Origin of the sequence: Escherichia sp. XD33, assembly GCF_019375075.1 — a bacterium.
Classification (GTDB): Bacteria; Pseudomonadota; Gammaproteobacteria; order Enterobacterales; family Enterobacteriaceae; genus Enterobacter; species Enterobacter flexneri_A.
Genome location: NZ_JAENDM010000001.1, coordinates 207,197 through 224,971, shown reverse-complemented (window position 1 = coordinate 224,971; position 17,775 = coordinate 207,197). Strand labels below are relative to the sequence as shown.

Below are 17,775 nucleotides of genomic sequence, written 5' to 3'. Positions count from 1 at the left end.
TTTTTTAACTGACTTTCGTTTGAAAACTGGCGTTTTTCCAAAACTGGATTACAAATAAATATATAAAAAAACAATGCGTTTAGCCGCCGTTAATTTCATGTAAGTCATGTTGTTCCTTTTATTTAACCGCGGACTCCGCTGTTAACCGGAGGATATGCATCATGAAAACCGTTAGGGAGTCCACAACGTTGTACAACTTTCTCGGATCGCACAATTCATACTGGCGGTTGACGGAAAGCAGCGATGTTTTGCGCTTTTCTACCACCGAAACCACAGAACCTGAACGTATGTTGCAGTTATCTGCCGAACAGGCTGCTCGAATCAGGGAAATGACAGTCATCACCTCCAGCCTGATGATGAGTCTGACCGTCGATGAAAGCGATCTTTCTGTGCATCTGGTAGGACGAAAAATCAATAAACGGGAATGGGCTGGCAACGCGTCTGCATGGCATGACACACCGGCGGTTGCTCGTGATTTATCACACGGGCTTTCCTTTGCTGAGCAGGTAGTTTCTGAAGCACATTCCGCAATAGTCATTCTCGACAGCCGGGGGAATATTCAACGCTTCAATCGCTTATGTGAAGATTACACAGGGTTGAAAGAACACGACGTCATTGGGCAAAGCGTGTTTAAACTGTTTATGAGTCGTCGTGAAGCTGCGGCATCCAGGCGCAATAACCGTGTATTTTTTCGAAGCGGCAATGCATATGAAGTCGAACTGTGGATACCAACACGTAAAGGCCAGCGGCTGTTTCTGTTTCGCAATAAATTTGTCCACAGCGGCAGTGGCAAAAACGAGATTTTTTTAATCTGTTCCGGTACCGACATTACCGAGGAGCGCCGCGCTCAGGAGCGACTGCGTATTCTGGCAAATACCGACAGTATCACCGGACTGCCGAATCGTAACGCAATGCAGGAGTTAATCGATCACGCTATTAATCATGCAGATAACAATAAAGTTGGGGTTGTGTATCTTGATTTGGATAATTTTAAAAAGGTCAACGACGCCTATGGGCATTTGTTTGGTGACCAGTTATTACGCGACGTGTCATTGGCTATTTTAAGCTGTCTCGAACATGACCAGGTGTTGGCGCGTCCAGGTGGCGATGAGTTTCTGGTACTGGCATCCAATACCTCACAAAGCGCGCTGGAAGCAATGGCATCACGAATTTTGACCCGCTTACGCCTCCCCTTTCGTATTGGTTTAATTGAAGTTTATACCAGCTGTTCAGTAGGTATTGCACTCTCTCCCGAACATGGTTCGGACAGCGCGGCTATTATTCGTCACGCCGACACAGCAATGTACACAGCGAAGGAAGGCGGACGAGGACAATTTTGCGTTTTTACCCCAGAAATGAATCAACGGGTATTTGAATATCTCTGGCTGGATACCAACTTGCGTAAAGCACTAGAAAACGATCAGTTGGTTATTCACTATCAACCGAAAATCACCTGGCGTGGCGAAGTGCGCAGTCTGGAAGCACTAGTACGTTGGCAGTCACCTGAACGTGGGTTGATTCCACCGTTGGACTTCATTTCCTACGCCGAAGAGTCAGGGCTAATTGTGCCTTTAGGCCGTTGGGTGATTCTCGATGTCGTACGCCAGGTGGCAAAGTGGCGGGATAAAGGCATAAACCTGCGAGTGGCGGTAAATATTTCTGCACGTCAGCTCGCCGATCAAACCATTTTCACCGCCCTGAAACAGGTTCTCCAGGAACTCAATTTTGAATACTGCCCTATAGATGTTGAACTGACAGAGAGTTGTCTGATTGAGAATGATGAACTGGCACTGTCTGTTATTCAACAATTTAGCCAACTAGGTGCGCAAGTACATCTGGATGATTTTGGTACCGGCTACTCTTCACTTTCGCAACTGGCGCGCTTTCCGATCGATGCCATCAAACTTGACCAGGTTTTTGTTCGAGATATTCACAAACAACCTGTCTCGCAGTCACTGGTCCGGGCGATCGTCGCTGTGGCCCAGGCATTGAATCTTCAGGTGATCGCCGAAGGTGTAGAGAGTGCAAAGGAAGATGCTTTTTTAACCAAGAACGGGATCAATGAGCGGCAAGGATTTTTGTTTGCCAAACCGATGCCCGCCGTCGCCTTCGAACGCTGGTATAAACGCTATCTGAAGCGCGCATAAGTAGATGAATATATATACTTAGCGCTATATCCCGTCATTATATATCGTATTCCTGGATGATAATTAGCCGTTGCTGTTAAACACTTCTCTTTTAGCGGCAATTTTTGCATTATTCATTTTCCACTTTTGCTATAAGGATGTCCTTGATGTCTGAATTTGATGCCCAGCGCGTTGCCGAACGTATTGATATTGTGTTAGATATCCTTGTGGCAGGCGATTACCACTCTGCGATCCATAATCTCGAGATACTTAAAGCAGAACTCTTGCGCCAGGTTGCTGAATCTACGCCAGACATCCCGAAGGCACCGTGGGAGATTTAACAATCGTGCCTTCAGGTTTTCCTATTTGAGGATGCCCGGCGCGTCAGTATTTTTTTATTAAGTATTATAACGTTATAAGAATTACAGCGATGAATTCCCGACAACAAACTATTCTACAGATGGTCATTGACCAGGGTCAGGTTAGCGTAACCGATCTGGCAAAAGCCACTGGAGTTTCTGAAGTTACCATTCGCCAGGATCTCAACACACTCGAAAAACTGAGTTACCTCCGCCGTGCACATGGCTTTGCTGTTTCGCTTGATAGTGATGACGTCGAAACCCGTATGATGAGCAACTATACGCTGAAGCGTGAACTCGCCGAGTTTGCCGCGTCGCTGGTTCAACCGGGCGAAACCATCTTTATCGAAAATGGCAGCAGCAATGCCCTACTCGCCCGGACTCTGGGCGAGCAGAAGAAAAATGTCACTATCATCACGGTCAGCAGCTACATCGCGCATTTGCTGAAAGACGCGCCTTGTGAAGTTATTTTGCTCGGTGGCGTGTATCAGAAAAAAAGCGAAAGTATGGTTGGCCCTTTGACACGCCAGTGCATCCAACAGGTGCATTTCAGCAAAGCATTTATTGGTATTGATGGCTGGCAACCTGAAACTGGATTTACCGGTCGCGATATGATGCGTACCGATGTGGTCAATGCCGTGCTGGAAAAAGAGTGCGAAGCGATAGTCCTGACTGACAGCTCGAAATTTGGTGCTGTACATTCATACTCCATCGGTCCCGTTGAGCGATTCAATCGCGTGATTACCGATTCGAAAATACGCGCCAGCGATCTGATGCATCTTGAGCACAGTAAACTCACCGTTCACGTCGTTGACATTTAACCATTTCCCTTCTCTACGGATGATTTGCAGTTTGGCAAATCATCCGCTCTAAGATGATTCCTGGTTGATAATTAAGACTATTTACCTGTTATTAACACTCTCAAGATATAAAATTATTATCAGCGATATAACAGGAAGTCATTATCACCTGCGTGATATAACCCTGCGCGCGAGCAGATTTCACGGAATAATTTCACCAGGCTTATTCTTAGCTATTATAGTTATAGAGAGCTTACTTCCGTGAATCATAAATTCAGGAGAGAGTATTATGTTTGTAACGAGCAAAAAAATGACCGCGGCTGTTCTGGCAATTACTTTGGCAATGTCTCTGAGTGCCTGTTCTAACTGGTCTAAACGGGACCGCAACACCGCAATCGGCGCGGGTGCAGGGGCATTAGGCGGTGCAGTACTGACCGATGGCAGTACGTTGGGTACATTAGGTGGTGCAGCTGTCGGCGGTGTTATTGGTCACCAGGTCGGTAAATAATCGTAAATAAATGTCGATTATCGACTCGCAATTATAATACGCTTGATTCTGTTCAGTACGAAATAACTGAATAATACACACAGTAAAATATTCGAAAGCCACGGATATATCCGTGGCTTTTTATGTTAACCGCCTGCGAGTTTTACCTTCATCCCTTTCGCTTCAAGTAGTGATTTTAATAAATCACGCTTATCGCCCTGGATTTCAATAACTCCATCTTTAACTGCTCCGCCGCAGCCGCATTTTTTCTTCAGTTCCGCTGCAAGTTTTGTCAGTTCGGCATCATCGAGATCGACACCGGTAATCAGGCAAACGCCCTTACCTTTACGTCCACTGGTCTGACGCTGAATACGCATCACACCGTCGCCTTTAGGGCGTACAGGGACCGCTTTGGGCTCATCAATACGTCCGGTTTCCGTTGAGTAGACCAGACGGCTGTTGGAATCACTCATCATGCACTCCGCTGTAAAGAGGCGTTGATCGCTTTCAGCGTCTGCGCTGGATCTACCGATTGCGTTACCGGGCGACCAATCACCATATAATCAACACCAGCCGACAACGCCTGTTCTGGCGTCATAATGCGGCGCTGGTCACCAGCTTCACTCCCCTGCGGACGAATGCCCGGCGTAACCAGTTTGAACTCCTGACCGAATACCTGTTTAAAGCGCACAGCTTCCTGAGCAGAACACACCACACCATCAAGGCCACATTTTTGCGTCAGTGCCGCCAGACGTTCTGCATAATCTGCAGGTGACAGTGTCATGCCAAGATCGACCAGGTCGCTGGCTTCCATGCTGGTCAACACTGTCACAGCAATCAAAAGCGGTGCATCTTTGCCAAACGGAACCAGTGCCTCACGCGCTGCGGTCATCATACGCGCCCCACCAGAGGCATGAACATTCACCATCCACACGCCTAAGTCAGCTGCAGCAGCGACAGCGTGCGCTGCAGTGTTAGGAATATCGTGGAATTTCAGGTCAAGAAAGATATCAAAACCACGCTGTTGAAGTTCGCGCACAAACTGTGGCCCAAACAATGTAAACATCTCTTTGCCGACCTTCAGACGACAATCGCGTGGGTCGATCTTGTCGACAAAGGACAGCGCGTCATCACGATTATGATAATCAAGGGCAACAACCACAGGAGAATTCGTAACAGCGCGGGAAGAAGATGAAGCAGTTAACGTCATGACCAGACCTTCTTGATGATGGGCACCGGAAGTGGCGCGAAACAGGTAAACGGCGAGCATTCTACCCGTGGAAATAAAAAATTAACAGTTGCGATTTTTCCCCTGGCAGGCTTTTTCTGCGCCGTCGTTGCCGGAGCACAATGGAACATCAATAACTAGTATGTTGTAACTAAAGTAGGATTTTTTTAAAAATTACAGGCCATCAAGACCGCGAATCGGTTTAATGGTTGACCAGGCCCGACAAGACGGACAATGCCAGTAGAGGGTGTATGCGGTAAAACCACATTTCTGGCAGCGATAACGAGGCTTACTACGTACCTTTTCGCCAACCATGTCACGCAGCACCATCAGGCTCTCTTTGGCACGCCCTTCTTCCGCTTCATTTAAGTGGTAATCCATTAACTTATGGAACACACGCATGGTCGGATGACGCTGAAGCTGGCGCGTAATATAGACCTGTGCGGCCTCACTACCGTCGCGCGCTTCGATGATATCAGCAAGCATCAATTCAGCATCGGCACCGGTGTTCTCTTCCACCGCACGCTGCAGGAATTCTGCCCATTCGGCAGTTTTACCCAACTGCTGATAGCAGGTTTGCAACATTTCCAGCGTTTCGCTGACCAGTTCTCTGTCCTGGGATATCACGCGTTGCAGACTTTCGACGGCTTTGGCGTATTCTCCTTTCGCCATAAACACGCGTCCCATCATTATGGATACGCGGGCGCTGTTTTTATCTGCCGCCGCCCCTTTTTTTAGCAAGGTCATGGCACGATCGAGATCGTCGCTGGCCATATGCTGCAGGGCTAACTCACAGTAGAAATGGGCAATTTCGACGCGCTGTTTATCTTTACCCAGCTTCACCAGGCGTTCGGCAACATCAATTGCTTTCTGCCACTCACTGGTAGCCTGGTAGATTTGTAGCAACTGTTGCAGCGCGCCAATGCGGAAGTCAGTTTCATCGGTCAGCTGATTGAACATGTCTTCCGCGCGGTCATATAACCCGGCGGCCATGTAATCACGCCCCAGTTGTTGAATCGCCAACAGACGCTGTTCATAGGTCAGCGAGGCGCTTTCCATTAGGGTCTGATGGATGCGAATAGCGCGATCAACTTCGCCACGCGAACGGAACAGGTTTCCGAGCGTAAGGTGGGCTTCAACGGTGCCTGTATCCTCTTTAAGCATATCGAGAAACAGGTCTACCGCTTTATCCTGTTGATTACTAAGCAGGAAGTTAACCCCCGCTACGTAATCACGCGACAAGCGGTTGGCTTCATCTTGCTTGTTTTGTTGCGCACTTCTGCGGCCCATATACCAGCCATAGGCAGCGGCTACAGGCAAAAGCAGAAACAACAACTCCAGCATAGAAAGTTATTCCTTCGCCGCTGACGAGTGCGGCACTACAGCCACGTCAGTCGCGGGTGAAAGCTGGTTTTCCAGTCGCTTTATTTTACGTTCAGCGCGCGCCAGGGAAACACGAACTCGCAGCCAGAACAGGCCACAAATCAACCAACCGATAGCAAACCCCGCAGCAAACAATACCGCCAGCAATGTGGAAATACGGTACTCCCCTTGCGCTAACAGATAATTAAACGTCACCTGTTGATCGTTCTGCGCACCCAACGTGACCGAAATCACGAAGATCGCTAACACCAGTAAGAAAATGAGTAAATATTTCACATTACTTCCCGTTATGTGGTTAGAGCGAATAAATTATGGTCAACTTACCGCAATAGCCCTTTAAAGTACCATTTTCGCGCCGTCTGCGAAATGGCATCCACACGCATTGTTGATGATTTAAGGGCTAAACTCGGAAAATCAACCAGCGTTAACTTTCTTGTTCTCGTTGCGCTATTTCGCGATTTTCTTCCGCAGGTGGTGTTAATGGCCCACAAATTCGTTGCGCAAGCCACGTTGCCACCACCACCAGCGCCCACGAAATCAACGTAGCTACTACCAGATCGCGTGGCCAATGCATCCCGAGCAGCAGGCGGCTTCCCATGACTCCCGTTGCCCAGACCAGCAAGATAGCAATGGTTAACGTTCGCCGACGCGGCCACAGCAAACCAACGGCCAGCAGTGCCCAACTGGCAGCAAACATCGTGTGACCGGAAGGAAAGGCAAACCCCGTCTCTTTCTGCCAGTGTGAACGCAAATATTGTGGGATATTTTTCTCTTCAGCCAACTGTTCTTTCACTAGATTTCCGCGTTCTGCTCGCTTTAAAGTGTAGAACTCATCAACCGGAATATGATGTGTTTTTTCCAGCCAGATAACAAAAGGTCGTGGTTCCTGGACTTTGTCTTTGATCCAGGATTTAACGCCTTGTCCCACAAGGATTGCGGCCGCCAGAATGGCAAATAATACAAAGGCAGCCTTAATGCGAAAACGCAGACACCAGAGAAACCAGCCGAATAAAATCAAATGTGTAATGACGCCCCAGGGCTGGGTGACAGTTTCAGTAACCCAAAAAGCCGCTTTTAGTAGCCAACTTTGTTCTCCAGGTTGCCAACGCCAGCCAGAAATCCATACGGCTACTGGCATGACAAGCAATAGTGCAGCTCCCACTGCGGTACGTCTGGCAATCGAACGCATGGCCTCTCCTTTTTGATAAGTCCCACAATCATAACTGAAAACGCCAGTTTCAGGAAAAATTGACAGATTTGTGCCATTCCGTGAACGATCGACGCGTCGTGATTAGGTGAACCCCTTCTCGTTATGGCAAAATAAGCCAATACAGAACCAGCATTATCTGGAGAATTTCATGCAGCTTAAACGTGTGGCAGAAGCCAAACTGCCAACCCCATGGGGCGATTTCCTGATGGTGGGATTTGAAGAACTGGCAACCGGACACGATCATGTCGCGCTAGTCTATGGCGATATTTCCGGGCATACCCCGGTACTTGCGCGCGTCCATTCCGAATGTCTGACCGGTGACGCCCTGTTCAGCTTGCGCTGCGATTGTGGCTTCCAGCTCGAAGCGGCATTGACGCAAATTGCCGAGGAAGGCCGTGGTATTTTGCTGTATCACCGTCAGGAAGGTCGTAACATTGGTCTGCTGAATAAAATCCGCGCTTACGCACTGCAGGATCAAGGTTACGATACCGTAGAGGCTAACCACCAGTTAGGCTTCGCCGCTGATGAGCGCGACTTCACTCTTTGCGCTGATATGTTCAAACTCCTTGGCGTCAATGAAGTCCGCTTGTTAACCAATAACCCGAAAAAAGTCGAAATTCTGACCGAAGCAGGGATTAATATTGTTGAACGCGTACCATTGATTGTAGGTCGTAACCCCAATAACGAACATTATCTCGATACCAAAGCCGAGAAAATGGGCCATTTGCTGAACAAATAACCCTCTTGCATTGTGTAATTCATTTGCTTGCCGGAAGCAAAATAACCGGCAAGCAAATAGTTGTTACTTCAACATATTACGAATGACATAATGCAAAATGCCGTCGTTCTGGTAGTAGGTCAACTCCGTCGCGGTGTCGATACGACAACGGCAGGGTACGACTTCCTGGCTACCATCCGCGCGCGTAAGCGTCACCGGAACCGTCGCGCCGGGTTGTAGGTTTTGCAGATCGCCAATATCAATCTTCTCTTCCCCGGTTAGCCCTAACGTTTTACGCGTTACGCCTTGCGGAAATTCCAGCGGCAGGATGCCCATGCCAATTAAATTCGAACGGTGAATTCGTTCAAACGATTCGGCAATCACCACACGAATACCAAGCAGACGCGGACCTTTTGCCGCCCAGTCACGACTGGAGCCTGATCCATACTCTTTCCCGGCAATCACCGCCAGCGGCGTTTGCTCCTGCTTATAGCGCATCGCAGCATCATAAATAGAGACTACGTCGCTGTCAGGTAAATGCCGCGTCATCCCCCCTTCAACGCCAGGCACCATTTCATTACGGATGCGAATATTGGCGAAGGTGCCGCGCATCATCACTTCATGGTTACCACGCCGCGAACCGTAGGAGTTAAAGTCTTTTCGCTCAACACCCCGACCTTGTAGATATCGACCCGCTGGGCTGTCGGGCTTAATACTGCCCGCCGGAGAGATATGGTCAGTGGTGACTGAATCCCCCAGCATTGCGAGGATCCGCGCACCGTGAATATCTTCCACTGGTGCTGGTGTTGCCTGCATTTCATCAAAGAAAGGCGATAAGCGAATATAGGTTGAGTCCTCCTGCCAACCGTAGGTATCGGATCGTGTGACGTTAATTCCCTTCCACTCTGCTGTGCCTTCAAAAACTTCTGCGTACTCTTTGCGGAACATTTCTGTGGAGACTTGTTCTACCGCACGGGCAATTTCTTGTGCCGATGGCCAGATATCTTTCAGATAAACCGGATCGCCTTTGCGATCATGGCCGATAGGCTCAGAAGCCAGGTTGATATTCATATTTCCCGCCAGCGCATAGGCAACCACCAGCGGCGGCGAGGCCAGCCAGTTAGTTTTAACCAGCGGATGGATACGGCCTTCAAAGTTACGGTTGCCGGACAGCACCGCACCGACGGTTAAATCGCCTTTTTTGATTGCCGTTTCGATAGGATCGGGCAGCGGCCCAGAGTTACCAATACAGGTGGTACAACCGTATCCCACAAGGTTAAACCCCAGTTCGTCGAGATACGGTGTCAGTTTCGCTTTTGCCAGATAATCAGAAACGACTTTCGAACCCGGTGCCAGCGACGCTTTGACCCATGGTTGCCGCTTGAGGCCCAGAGTTACGGCTTTTTTCGCCAGCAAGCCTGCGGCCATCAGCACACTTGGGTTAGAGGTGTTGGTGCACGAGGTTATCGCAGCAATGACCACAGCGCCATCAGGTAACTGATACTGATGTCCGTTCATAACATAATCGACCGGCTGGCGATCTTTATGCGTGGCATTCACTTCCAGTTCGTTACTGGCGGCAAATGCTTTTGGTACATCGGGCAGTGCAACGCGATCCTGTGGGCGTTTAGGCCCTGCCAGGCTCGCTTCAACGTCATTCATATCCAGTTCTAACGTACTGGTAAAAATTGGTTCATCGCCCGGGTTACGCCACATGCCCTGCGCTTTGGCATATTTTTCGACCAACTCGACCTGATCTTCGCTGCGCCCGCTTAAACGCATGTAATCGAGGGTTACAGCATCGATTGGGAAGAAGCCACAGGTGGCACCATATTCTGGCGACATATTGGCAATGGTGGCGCGATCCGCCAACGGTAGTGAATCCAGACCATCACCATAAAATTCGACGAATTTCCCCACCACGCCATGTTTGCGCAGCATTTGGGTAACAGTGAGAACCAGGTCTGTGGCGGTAATACCTTCACGTAATTTTCCGGTAAGTTTGAAGCCCACTACATCCGGGATAAGCATGGAAACCGGCTGGCCTAACATTGCGGCTTCTGCTTCGATCCCACCAACGCCCCACCCCAGCACGCCAAGGCCGTTGATCATGGTGGTGTGCGAGTCAGTACCAACGAGTGTATCCGGATAAGCAATCCATTCACCGTCCTGCAATTCACTCCACACTGCTTTGCCGAGATATTCGAGGTTAACCTGATGGCAAATGCCTGTGCCTGGCGGCACGACGCTAAACCGACTGAACGCTTGCTTTCCCCATTTCAGGAACACATAACGTTCGTGGTTGCGCTCCATTTCCAGGCGTACGTTTTCTTCAAATGCCTCATCATCACCAAAACGATCGACGGTCACCGAGTGGTCAATGACCAGGTCGACCGGTGAGAGCGGGTTAACCTTTGCAGTATCGCCGCCGAGGCGTTTAACCGCTTCGCGCATTGCCGCCAGATCAACAACGGCAGGTACGCCGGTAAAGTCCTGCATCAGCACCCTTGCCGGGCGGTAGGCAATTTCACGGTCAGCATGGGCATTTTTCAGCCATCCTGCCAGCGCGTGGATATCCTCTTCGGTAACCGAGTTACCATCCTGCCAGCGCAGCAGGTTTTCGAGCAAAACTTTGAGTGACTTGGGTAGACGGGTGATATCGCCCAGTGATTTAGCAGCAAGCGGCAGGCTGTAGTAGTGGTAAGTTTTATCTTTGGCCTGCAACGTGTCCTTACTGGCTTCTCGTAGGGTTGACGACATAGCTCCTCCTTAATGACAGGGTTGCGAAGCCCTGATTCTCTTCAGGGTGAATATTAAAGATAACACAAACATCGCGTAACGATTTGATAACAACCCAAATTGATAAAAGAGGAGAAACCTTGTGGCAAAGCAAATGACAACCCCGCCGCAGCGGGGTCAAGGATCAGTGAGTAATGATCCAGAGGAGTTCGGCCCAGAAGAGCATCGACAGAGAAAACGCGCCCATCCAGGACCAATATTTCATATTTGTGTTGATCATAGGCTACACCCTTAACGGTTATTATTTTGTGTTGAGATAACTCAAGCTGTTATTGCTGCGGTGTATTAAAAGCCCTTTAATTCATTAAAAATGGGTAATAAGAATGATGATAATTATTGTTTCGGCTGATCATCTTCAGCAAACAGTTCTATAAAGGCTTGCTGCTGCGATGTTAGTTGCCAGTCGTCTGGAATAACGACGGAACATTCCCGTTTCGTTTCTGTTTCATTGTCACTATGCTGGCATAATGGTGACGACTCCAGTTGCTCCTGACCGACCATAGTTATCCCCACACTTTCCAAATCAGCAGTGCGACAACCACCCAGAAAAGTGCAGAACCAAGAAAAACCGCCAGCCAGGCTTTACGTTTTAATTCAGGATCGCGGCGGGGTTCCTGATTTCCAGAAGGCATTGCTAACCTCATATAATCGCCATCACTTATCAGCAAGACGTTGAACGATTGGTGTAATTAATCATACGATGAGACAAATCCTAAAGAAACTTTAGTCAAAAATCCAGCGAATTTACGAATCGTCTCCAGTGAATAATTCAATCTTTTGACCTGAAATAGATATTTGAAAACTGGAGTTTGCGAGGCGGGTAATTAGACACTACTTTACAGGTAATTTACCCTATAAATATGAGGGATAAAAATATTGTGCACGGTATAGAAATAAGTAACAAAAGAGAATATATTCCGGCACCTTCGCTACATAAAAGGTGCCGAAAATAACGCAAGAAATTATTTTTCCGGCAGTTTTATATCTTTAAACATGACCTCAATTTCTTCATTAGAGCGCAATGCGACAGCCGCATCAACGACATCACGCGTTAAATGCGGTGCAAAACGCTGAATGAAATCATACATATAACTGCGCAAGAAAGTACTACGGCGAAAACCAATTTTGGTTGTACTGTGGCTGAAGATATCGTGAGCATCAACACGCACAAGGTCGGGATCGGCGACCGGATCCACCGCCATGCTGGCAATGACCCCTACCCCCAGCCCTAACCGGACGTAAGTTTTAATGACGTCAGCATCCGTTGCCGTGAAAACGATACGCGGCGTTAACCCTGCGCGATTAAAGGCAGTATCCAGTTCTGAACGTCCGGTAAAGCCGAAGGTATATGTCACCAACGGATATTGCGCCAGTTCTTCAATGGTAATGGCTTTTTTGCCTGCCAGCGGGTGATCCGGAGTGACTACAATAGCCCGATTCCAGTGGTAGCACGGTAACATCACTAAATCTTCATACAGATGCAGCGCTTCTGTGGCGATAGCGAAATCAGCATTGCCTTTAGAGACGGCATCAGCAATTTGTGTCGGCGAGCCCTGGTGCATATGCAAAGAAACGCGAGGATAACGCTCAATAAAGCCTTTGATGACGTTTGGTAATGCGTAGCGTGCCTGGGTATGCGTGGTGGCGATATACAGTGAACCTTTATCCGGCCAGGTGTGCTCTCCGGCAACCGATTTTATGGCATCGACTTTCGACAGGACTTCGCGAGCGATACGAATTATTTCTTGCCCTGCTGGCGTTACCTGCGTCAGGTGCTTGCCGCTTCGGGAAAAAATTTGAATGCCTAGCTCGTCTTCCAGCATTCTGACTTGTTTACTGATCCCGGGTTGTGATGTGTAAAGTCCTTCCGCTGTTGATGAGACATTCAGGTTATGATTGACCACCTCAACAATATAGCGAAGTTGTTGTAATTTCATGTTAAACCATCCACTTAGACGCCATCAGAACATCGTTTTTTCGTCACACCTGGCGGGTGACTAATACGATTTAATAATAAAAAAGGTGCTAACTATAACCACTATATCATTTATAGCCTTAGTGTATAGGTGTGAAGAAAAAATAATATGCAATAAAAAAGGGCCGCTTTCGCGACCCTTTGTTTATAAAAACCTGACAGAATTAAAGGTTATTTTTTTCCTTCAACCCATTTGCCATCAACATAAAATGCTGACCAGCCAGTCGCCTTTCCGTCTTTTTCCGAAGAGACATATTGCTGTTTGGTTTTACGGCTAAAGCGAACCATGGTCTTATTACCTTCCGGATCCTGCTGTGGCGCATCGGCCAGATAACGCAGTTTTTCCGGCAGACGGTCGCGGAAGCGATAAAGCTCTTCCACCAGTGGCGCACGCGTTTCACGCGATTTCGGGAAAGTGTTGGCAGCCAGGAACACACCGGCAGCACCGTCACGCAGCACGAAATAAGCATCTGATTTTTCGCACGGCAGCTCAGGTAATGGCACCGGATCTTCTTTCGGTGGTGCCACTTCGCCGTTACGTAAAATCTTACGTGTGTTTTTACACTCTTCGTTGGTGCAGGCCATGTATTTACCGAAACGCCCCATTTTCAGGTGCATTTCAGAGCCACATTTTTCACACTCAACGATCGGGCCGTCATAACCTTTAATGCGGAATTCGCCCTCTTCGATCTCGTAACCGTCGCAGGTTGGGTTATTACCACAGACATGCAACTTACGTTTCGGATCGATGAGATAGCTGTCCATCGCCGTGCCGCATTTCGGGCAACGACGTTTTGCGCGCAGCGCGTTGGTTTCAGCATCTTCGCCTTCCAGCACGTTCAGCACTTCGTTTTCCGGCACCAGGTTAATGGTGGTTTTGCAACGCTCTTTCGGCGGCAGCGCATAGCCAGAACAGCCAAGGAATACCCCGGTGCTCGCTGTGCGAATCCCCATTTTGCGACCACAAGTCGGGCAGTCAATGCTGGTCAGAACCATCTGGTTCGGGCGCATACCACCCTCTTCCGGATCTTTTTCAGCTTTATCTAACTGCTGGGTGAAATCCGAGAAGAAGTGATCCAGTACAGCTTTCCACTCTGCTTCGTGATTTGCCACCTGGTCGAGGCTGTTTTCCATCTGCGCGGTAAAGTCGTAGTTCATTAACTCGCGGAAATTTTCTTCAAGGCGATCGGTGACGATTTCGCCCATTTTTTCCGCATAGAAACGACGATTTTCTACTCGCACGTAGCCACGATCCTGAATGGTCGAAATGATCGACGCATAGGTAGACGGGCGACCGATACCACGTTTTTCCAGTTCTTTAACCAGCGATGCTTCACTGAAACGGGCTGGCGGCTTGGTAAAGTGCTGGGCTGGTGTCAGTTCAACGAGCGTCAGAGCATCGCCTTTATCGACTGCCGGTAAGATACGATCTTCATCGCCTTTACGCAGTGCAGGCATCACTTTCGTCCAGCCATCAAAGCGCAAAATACGACCGCGTGCTTTCAGGCGGAAATCGCCCGCACCAACGGTCAGCGTCGTGGAGTCATATTTCGCTGGGGTCATCTGGCAGGCAACGAACTGACGCCAGATTAACTGGTACAGTTTCTGCGCATCTGCTTCCATATCCTTCAGCGATTCCGCCATCACATTGACGTCAGAAGGACGAATCGCTTCGTGCGCTTCCTGTGAGTTTTCTTTGCTGGCGTACTGATTCGGACTTTCCGGCAGATATTTCTTACCAAAATTATCGCTGATATAACCGCGAACCATATTTACCGCGTCCTGACTCAGGTTAGTGGAGTCGGTACGCATGTAAGTGATATAGCCTGCTTCATACAAACGCTGCGCCATCATCATGGTTTTTTTCACGCCAAATCCAAGACGGGTGCTGGCAGCTTGTTGCAGCGTAGAGGTAATAAAAGGAGCGCCAGGTTTACTGGTTGTCGGTTTGTCTTCACGTTCCAGCACGCTGTAGCGCGCTTTTTCCAGCAGACTTACCGCAGCCTGAGTTTGTTCTTTGTTGACCGGACGGAACGGTTTGTCGTTCTGATGAGTCACCTGCAACGCCAACACTTCACCAGATGGCGTGGTCGTGCTGGCATCGACTTCCCAGAACTCTTCCGGCACGAACGCTTTAATTTCACGCTCACGCTCGACCACCAGGCGGACTGCCACCGACTGCACACGACCGGCAGACAGACCACGAGCGATCTTTTTCCATAGCAGCGGCGAAACCATATACCCCACCACACGGTCCATAAAGCGACGCGCCTGCTGGGCATTAACACGATCAATATTCAGCTCACCCGGTTTGTTAAATGCCTGGCGGATCGCGTTTTTAGTAATTTCGTTAAACACCACTCGGCTATAGCGCGCATCATCACCACCAATCACTTCCCGCAGGTGCCATGCAATGGCTTCCCCTTCGCGGTCAAGGTCGGTTGCGAGATAGATGTGGTCGGCTTTTTCAGCCAGTTGTTTCAGTTCAGAGACGACCTTCTCTTTACCAGGCAACACTTCATAGTGCGCCTCCCAATTGTGCCACGGGTCAACCCCCATACGGTTGACGAGAGCGCCACGTTCATCCTTTTTAGGCTTTTTAGCCGTCTTGGTGGAGGTAGAGTCGGCACTCTTTTTGGCAGCTGAGCCACTGGTCGGCAAATCGCGGATGTGACCGACGCTGGATTTCACCACGTAGTCACTACCCAGATACTTGTTGATCGTTTTGGCTTTTGCCGGGGACTCAACGATGACAAGAGCTTTACCCATATTCACCTTACCTAATTTGATTCTTCCAGGAATGCGTCGCACGTTGATAAACCTTCCACTGGCAACGAGTTACCGATATGGACTCGCTCTCTGCGGATATCAACCCCTTGTCGTGACTCTGTTCACGAAAATTCAGGTGACTGAGTTAACAGGTCTTGGCCTACAGGCGCTATAGCACGACGGAATTTTGGTCGAATGTCAAGCAAATCTATTGCCAGATTGACGAAAGCGTCACACTGTACCTGATAAAATCCGATACGCAACTTTATTAGCATGCAAAATCCAAAGTTGCCAGTAAGGCGCTCTTGCCACCAGCGTGGTATATTTGTCTGCAAGCCATGCCTGGCGTAGACTAATGTCCTTGTTTAAGGAGTAAATAATGAACAAAGAGACACACCCCATCGACCGCGAAACGCTGTTGAAAGAGGCCAACAAAATCATTCGTGAGCATGAGGATACGCTCGCAGGGATTGAAGCCACCGGCGTCACGCAGCGTAATGGCGTGCTGGTATTTACCGGCGACTACTTTTTAGATGAACAAGGATTGCCAACAGCCAAAAGCACCGCGGTGTTTAATATGTTCAAACACCTGGCCCATGTGCTTTCAGAAAAATATCACCTGGTTGATTAAAGCAAAACGCGAGGTCTTACCCTCGCGTTTGTCTTTTACATCAATGGCTTTTGCCCCCGCTGCCACCAGCGTAACAACAATCGATCGGCGCTCTCTGCCGCGCTGCCGGTGAATCGGTCAATGAGTCGTTTACGCTGCATATAGCGTACATTGACCACTTCTCGGCCTTCCATCAGGCTAAGAATAACTTCATCACTGGTGTTGATTTCATCAACCAGGCCTTTCTCTACCGCCTGTTGTCCGTACCAGTGTTCACCCGTTGCCACCTGTTCAATATCCAGAGACGGACGCATACGCTTCACAAAATCTTTAAATAACTGATGCGTTTCGTTCAGCTCTTCGCGGAATTTCTCCCGCCCTTCTTCGGTATTTTCACCCAGCAAGGTCAGCGTACGCTTATACTGCCCGGCGGTGTGAAGTTCGATATCAATATCTTTGCTTTTCAGGAAGCGGTTAAAGTTGGGCATTTGCGCCACCACCCCAATGGAACCCACAATAGCAAACGGTGCGGAAACAATTTTGTCCGCCACACAGGCCATCATGTAACCGCCGCTGGCAGCGACTTTGTCTACCGTAACAGTTAAAGGAATGTTTTTATCACGCAGACGCTGCAGCTGCGAAGCCGCCAACCCGTAACCATGCACCATGCCACCAGGGCTTTCCAGACGTAGTACAACCTGATCCTGCGGTTTGAATGCTGCGAGTACAGCCGTTATCTCTTCACGTAGCGAGTTCACTTCATGGGCGTCCATGCTGCCTTTAAAATCCAGCACCCAGACGCGGGGTTTACTGTCAGTTGCCACCTCTCCCAGTTTGGCTTTCGCTTTTGCTGCTTTCGCTTCTTGCTTATGCTTTTTCTTCTGCGCTTTGTGCCACTGTTTTTGCTGATGTGAGTCCATCAGCGCCGCGGCCAGTTCTTCTTTCATCTCCTTATACTGTTCGCTGAGATTGTTGACCCGTAACTCGCCACGCTGGCGTTTATTACGTTGAGCAACATTGACAATAATGGCGGCAATCGCCGCAATCGCTAGCACAACGGTAACGATTTTCGCCAAAAACAAACCATATTCAGACAACAATTCCACGAGTCCCCACCTTGGTTAAACAACGCTTTGGCTCACAGTTTACAACAGGCATGTTAAGCCGTCTCGCAGAGATGTTATTGCAGCGAAAGTATGACAAAGTATCCATTTTGCGGTGTTATCGCCCCAGGCTGATTGAAATGCCCTTCTGTTTCAGGCATAAAGCCCCAAAGTCATAAAGTACACTGGCAGCGCGACAGACAACGTC

At 49.0% G+C, this 17,775-nt stretch carries 19 protein-coding genes and 1 pseudogene; 6 read left to right on the top strand and 14 right to left on the bottom strand.

The annotated features are described in order from the left end of the window. Positions 1-4: 4 nt before the first annotated feature. Positions 5-108, bottom strand: a pseudogene (locus tag K0778_RS01185) (hypothetical protein). Positions 109-161: 53 nt separating this feature from the next. Between K0778_RS01185 and pdeR the strand changes: the two are divergent. Next, positions 162-2,147 carry a cyclic di-GMP phosphodiesterase gene (gene pdeR / locus K0778_RS01180; protein ID WP_000859984.1) on the top strand — a complete coding sequence of 662 codons (1,986 nt, stop codon included), beginning with the start codon at positions 162-164 and terminating at the stop codon, positions 2,145-2,147. Here the strand turns inward: pdeR and ymiD are convergent. Then, positions 2,129-2,257 (bottom strand): protein YmiD, encoded by a 129-nt coding sequence (gene ymiD, locus K0778_RS01175; protein WP_211180493.1) that lies wholly within the window; start codon positions 2,255-2,257, stop codon positions 2,129-2,131. The two genes, pdeR and ymiD, sit on opposite strands and share 19 nt — an antisense overlap. Before the next feature lie 36 nt (positions 2,258-2,293). Here ymiD and yciZ point away from each other — a divergent pair, with 36 nt between their 5' ends. The 3 genes from yciZ (at position 2,294) to osmB (ending at position 3,793) form a co-directional block, all read left to right on the top strand. Continuing rightward, positions 2,294-2,467 carry a protein YciZ gene (gene yciZ, locus K0778_RS01170; RefSeq protein ID WP_001288368.1) on the top strand — a complete coding sequence of 58 codons (174 nt, stop codon included), beginning with the start codon at positions 2,294-2,296 and terminating at the stop codon, positions 2,465-2,467. 89 nt (positions 2,468-2,556) lie between these two features. Then, positions 2,557-3,306: a DNA-binding transcriptional regulator YciT gene (locus tag K0778_RS01165; protein ID WP_001088621.1), complete on the top strand. Its 750-nt coding sequence runs from the start codon at positions 2,557-2,559 to the stop codon at positions 3,304-3,306. A gap of 268 nt (positions 3,307-3,574) precedes the next feature. After that, on the top strand, positions 3,575-3,793 hold the full coding sequence (gene osmB / locus K0778_RS01160; protein WP_000498253.1) for an osmotically-inducible lipoprotein OsmB: 219 nt from the start codon (positions 3,575-3,577) through the stop codon (positions 3,791-3,793). A 125-nt stretch (positions 3,794-3,918) separates the two neighbouring features. On the opposite strand, the gene yciH is transcribed toward osmB, so the two are convergent. The 5 genes from yciH to pgpB form a co-directional block, all read right to left on the bottom strand. Next, positions 3,919-4,245 carry a stress response translation initiation inhibitor YciH gene (gene yciH, locus K0778_RS01155; protein WP_063084846.1) on the bottom strand — a complete coding sequence of 109 codons (327 nt, stop codon included), beginning with the start codon at positions 4,243-4,245 and terminating at the stop codon, positions 3,919-3,921. Beyond that, complete coding sequence (gene pyrF / locus K0778_RS01150) at positions 4,245-4,982, bottom strand: orotidine-5'-phosphate decarboxylase (RefSeq protein ID WP_000176278.1); 738 nt, start codon at positions 4,980-4,982, stop codon at positions 4,245-4,247. Before pyrF ends, yciH begins: the two co-directional genes overlap by 1 nt. A 192-nt stretch (positions 4,983-5,174) precedes the next feature. Further along, a complete protein-coding gene (gene lapB, locus K0778_RS01145; protein WP_000891353.1) occupies positions 5,175-6,344 on the bottom strand; it encodes a lipopolysaccharide assembly protein LapB in 1,170 nt (389 codons plus the stop codon). Between the two features lie 6 nt (positions 6,345-6,350). Next, positions 6,351-6,659 (bottom strand): lipopolysaccharide assembly protein LapA, encoded by a 309-nt coding sequence (gene lapA / locus K0778_RS01140; protein WP_000876286.1) that lies wholly within the window; start codon positions 6,657-6,659, stop codon positions 6,351-6,353. Between the two features lie 148 nt (positions 6,660-6,807). Beyond that, positions 6,808-7,572 (bottom strand): phosphatidylglycerophosphatase B, encoded by a 765-nt coding sequence (gene pgpB / locus K0778_RS01135; RefSeq protein WP_001619378.1) that lies wholly within the window; start codon positions 7,570-7,572, stop codon positions 6,808-6,810. 169 nt (positions 7,573-7,741) lie between these two features. Here pgpB and ribA point away from each other — a divergent pair, with 169 nt between their 5' ends. After that, entirely contained in the window at positions 7,742-8,332 is a 591-nt protein-coding gene (gene ribA / locus K0778_RS01130; protein ID WP_001176295.1) for a GTP cyclohydrolase II, read from the top strand. 63 nt (positions 8,333-8,395) lie between these two features. Here the strand turns inward: ribA and acnA are convergent, their stop codons facing one another. From acnA to topA, 6 genes are all read right to left on the bottom strand, one after another. Continuing rightward, a complete protein-coding gene (acnA, locus tag K0778_RS01125; protein WP_000099534.1) occupies positions 8,396-11,071 on the bottom strand; it encodes an aconitate hydratase AcnA in 2,676 nt (891 codons plus the stop codon). A gap of 163 nt (positions 11,072-11,234) precedes the next feature. Next, the gene (gene ymiC, locus K0778_RS01120; protein WP_001310756.1) at positions 11,235-11,330 is read right to left on the bottom strand and encodes a small membrane protein YmiC; all 96 of its coding nucleotides are present in this window, start codon (positions 11,328-11,330) and stop codon (positions 11,235-11,237) included. Positions 11,331-11,443: 113 nt separating this feature from the next. Beyond that, entirely contained in the window at positions 11,444-11,611 is a 168-nt protein-coding gene (gene yciX, locus K0778_RS01115) for a protein YciX (protein WP_001297116.1), read from the bottom strand. Positions 11,612-11,613: 2 nt separating this feature from the next. Then, positions 11,614-11,754 carry a YmiA family putative membrane protein gene (locus K0778_RS01110; protein WP_001300896.1) on the bottom strand — a complete coding sequence of 47 codons (141 nt, stop codon included), beginning with the start codon at positions 11,752-11,754 and terminating at the stop codon, positions 11,614-11,616. A 318-nt stretch (positions 11,755-12,072) separates the two neighbouring features. Continuing rightward, entirely contained in the window at positions 12,073-13,047 is a 975-nt protein-coding gene (cysB, locus tag K0778_RS01105; protein ID WP_000776253.1) for an HTH-type transcriptional regulator CysB, read from the bottom strand. Positions 13,048-13,256: 209 nt separating this feature from the next. Beyond that, the gene (topA, locus tag K0778_RS01100) at positions 13,257-15,854 is read right to left on the bottom strand and encodes a type I DNA topoisomerase (RefSeq protein ID WP_001619376.1); all 2,598 of its coding nucleotides are present in this window, start codon (positions 15,852-15,854) and stop codon (positions 13,257-13,259) included. 379 nt (positions 15,855-16,233) lie between these two features. Here topA and K0778_RS01095 point away from each other — a divergent pair, with 379 nt between their 5' ends. Then, positions 16,234-16,485, top strand: a complete 252-nt coding sequence (locus K0778_RS01095) for a YciN family protein (protein WP_001031494.1) — start codon at positions 16,234-16,236, stop codon at positions 16,483-16,485. Between the two features lie 35 nt (positions 16,486-16,520). Here the strand turns inward: K0778_RS01095 and sohB are convergent, their stop codons facing one another. Beyond that, complete coding sequence (sohB, locus tag K0778_RS01090) at positions 16,521-17,570, bottom strand: protease SohB (protein WP_000422045.1); 1,050 nt, start codon at positions 17,568-17,570, stop codon at positions 16,521-16,523. Between the last annotated feature and the right edge of the window lie 205 nt (positions 17,571-17,775).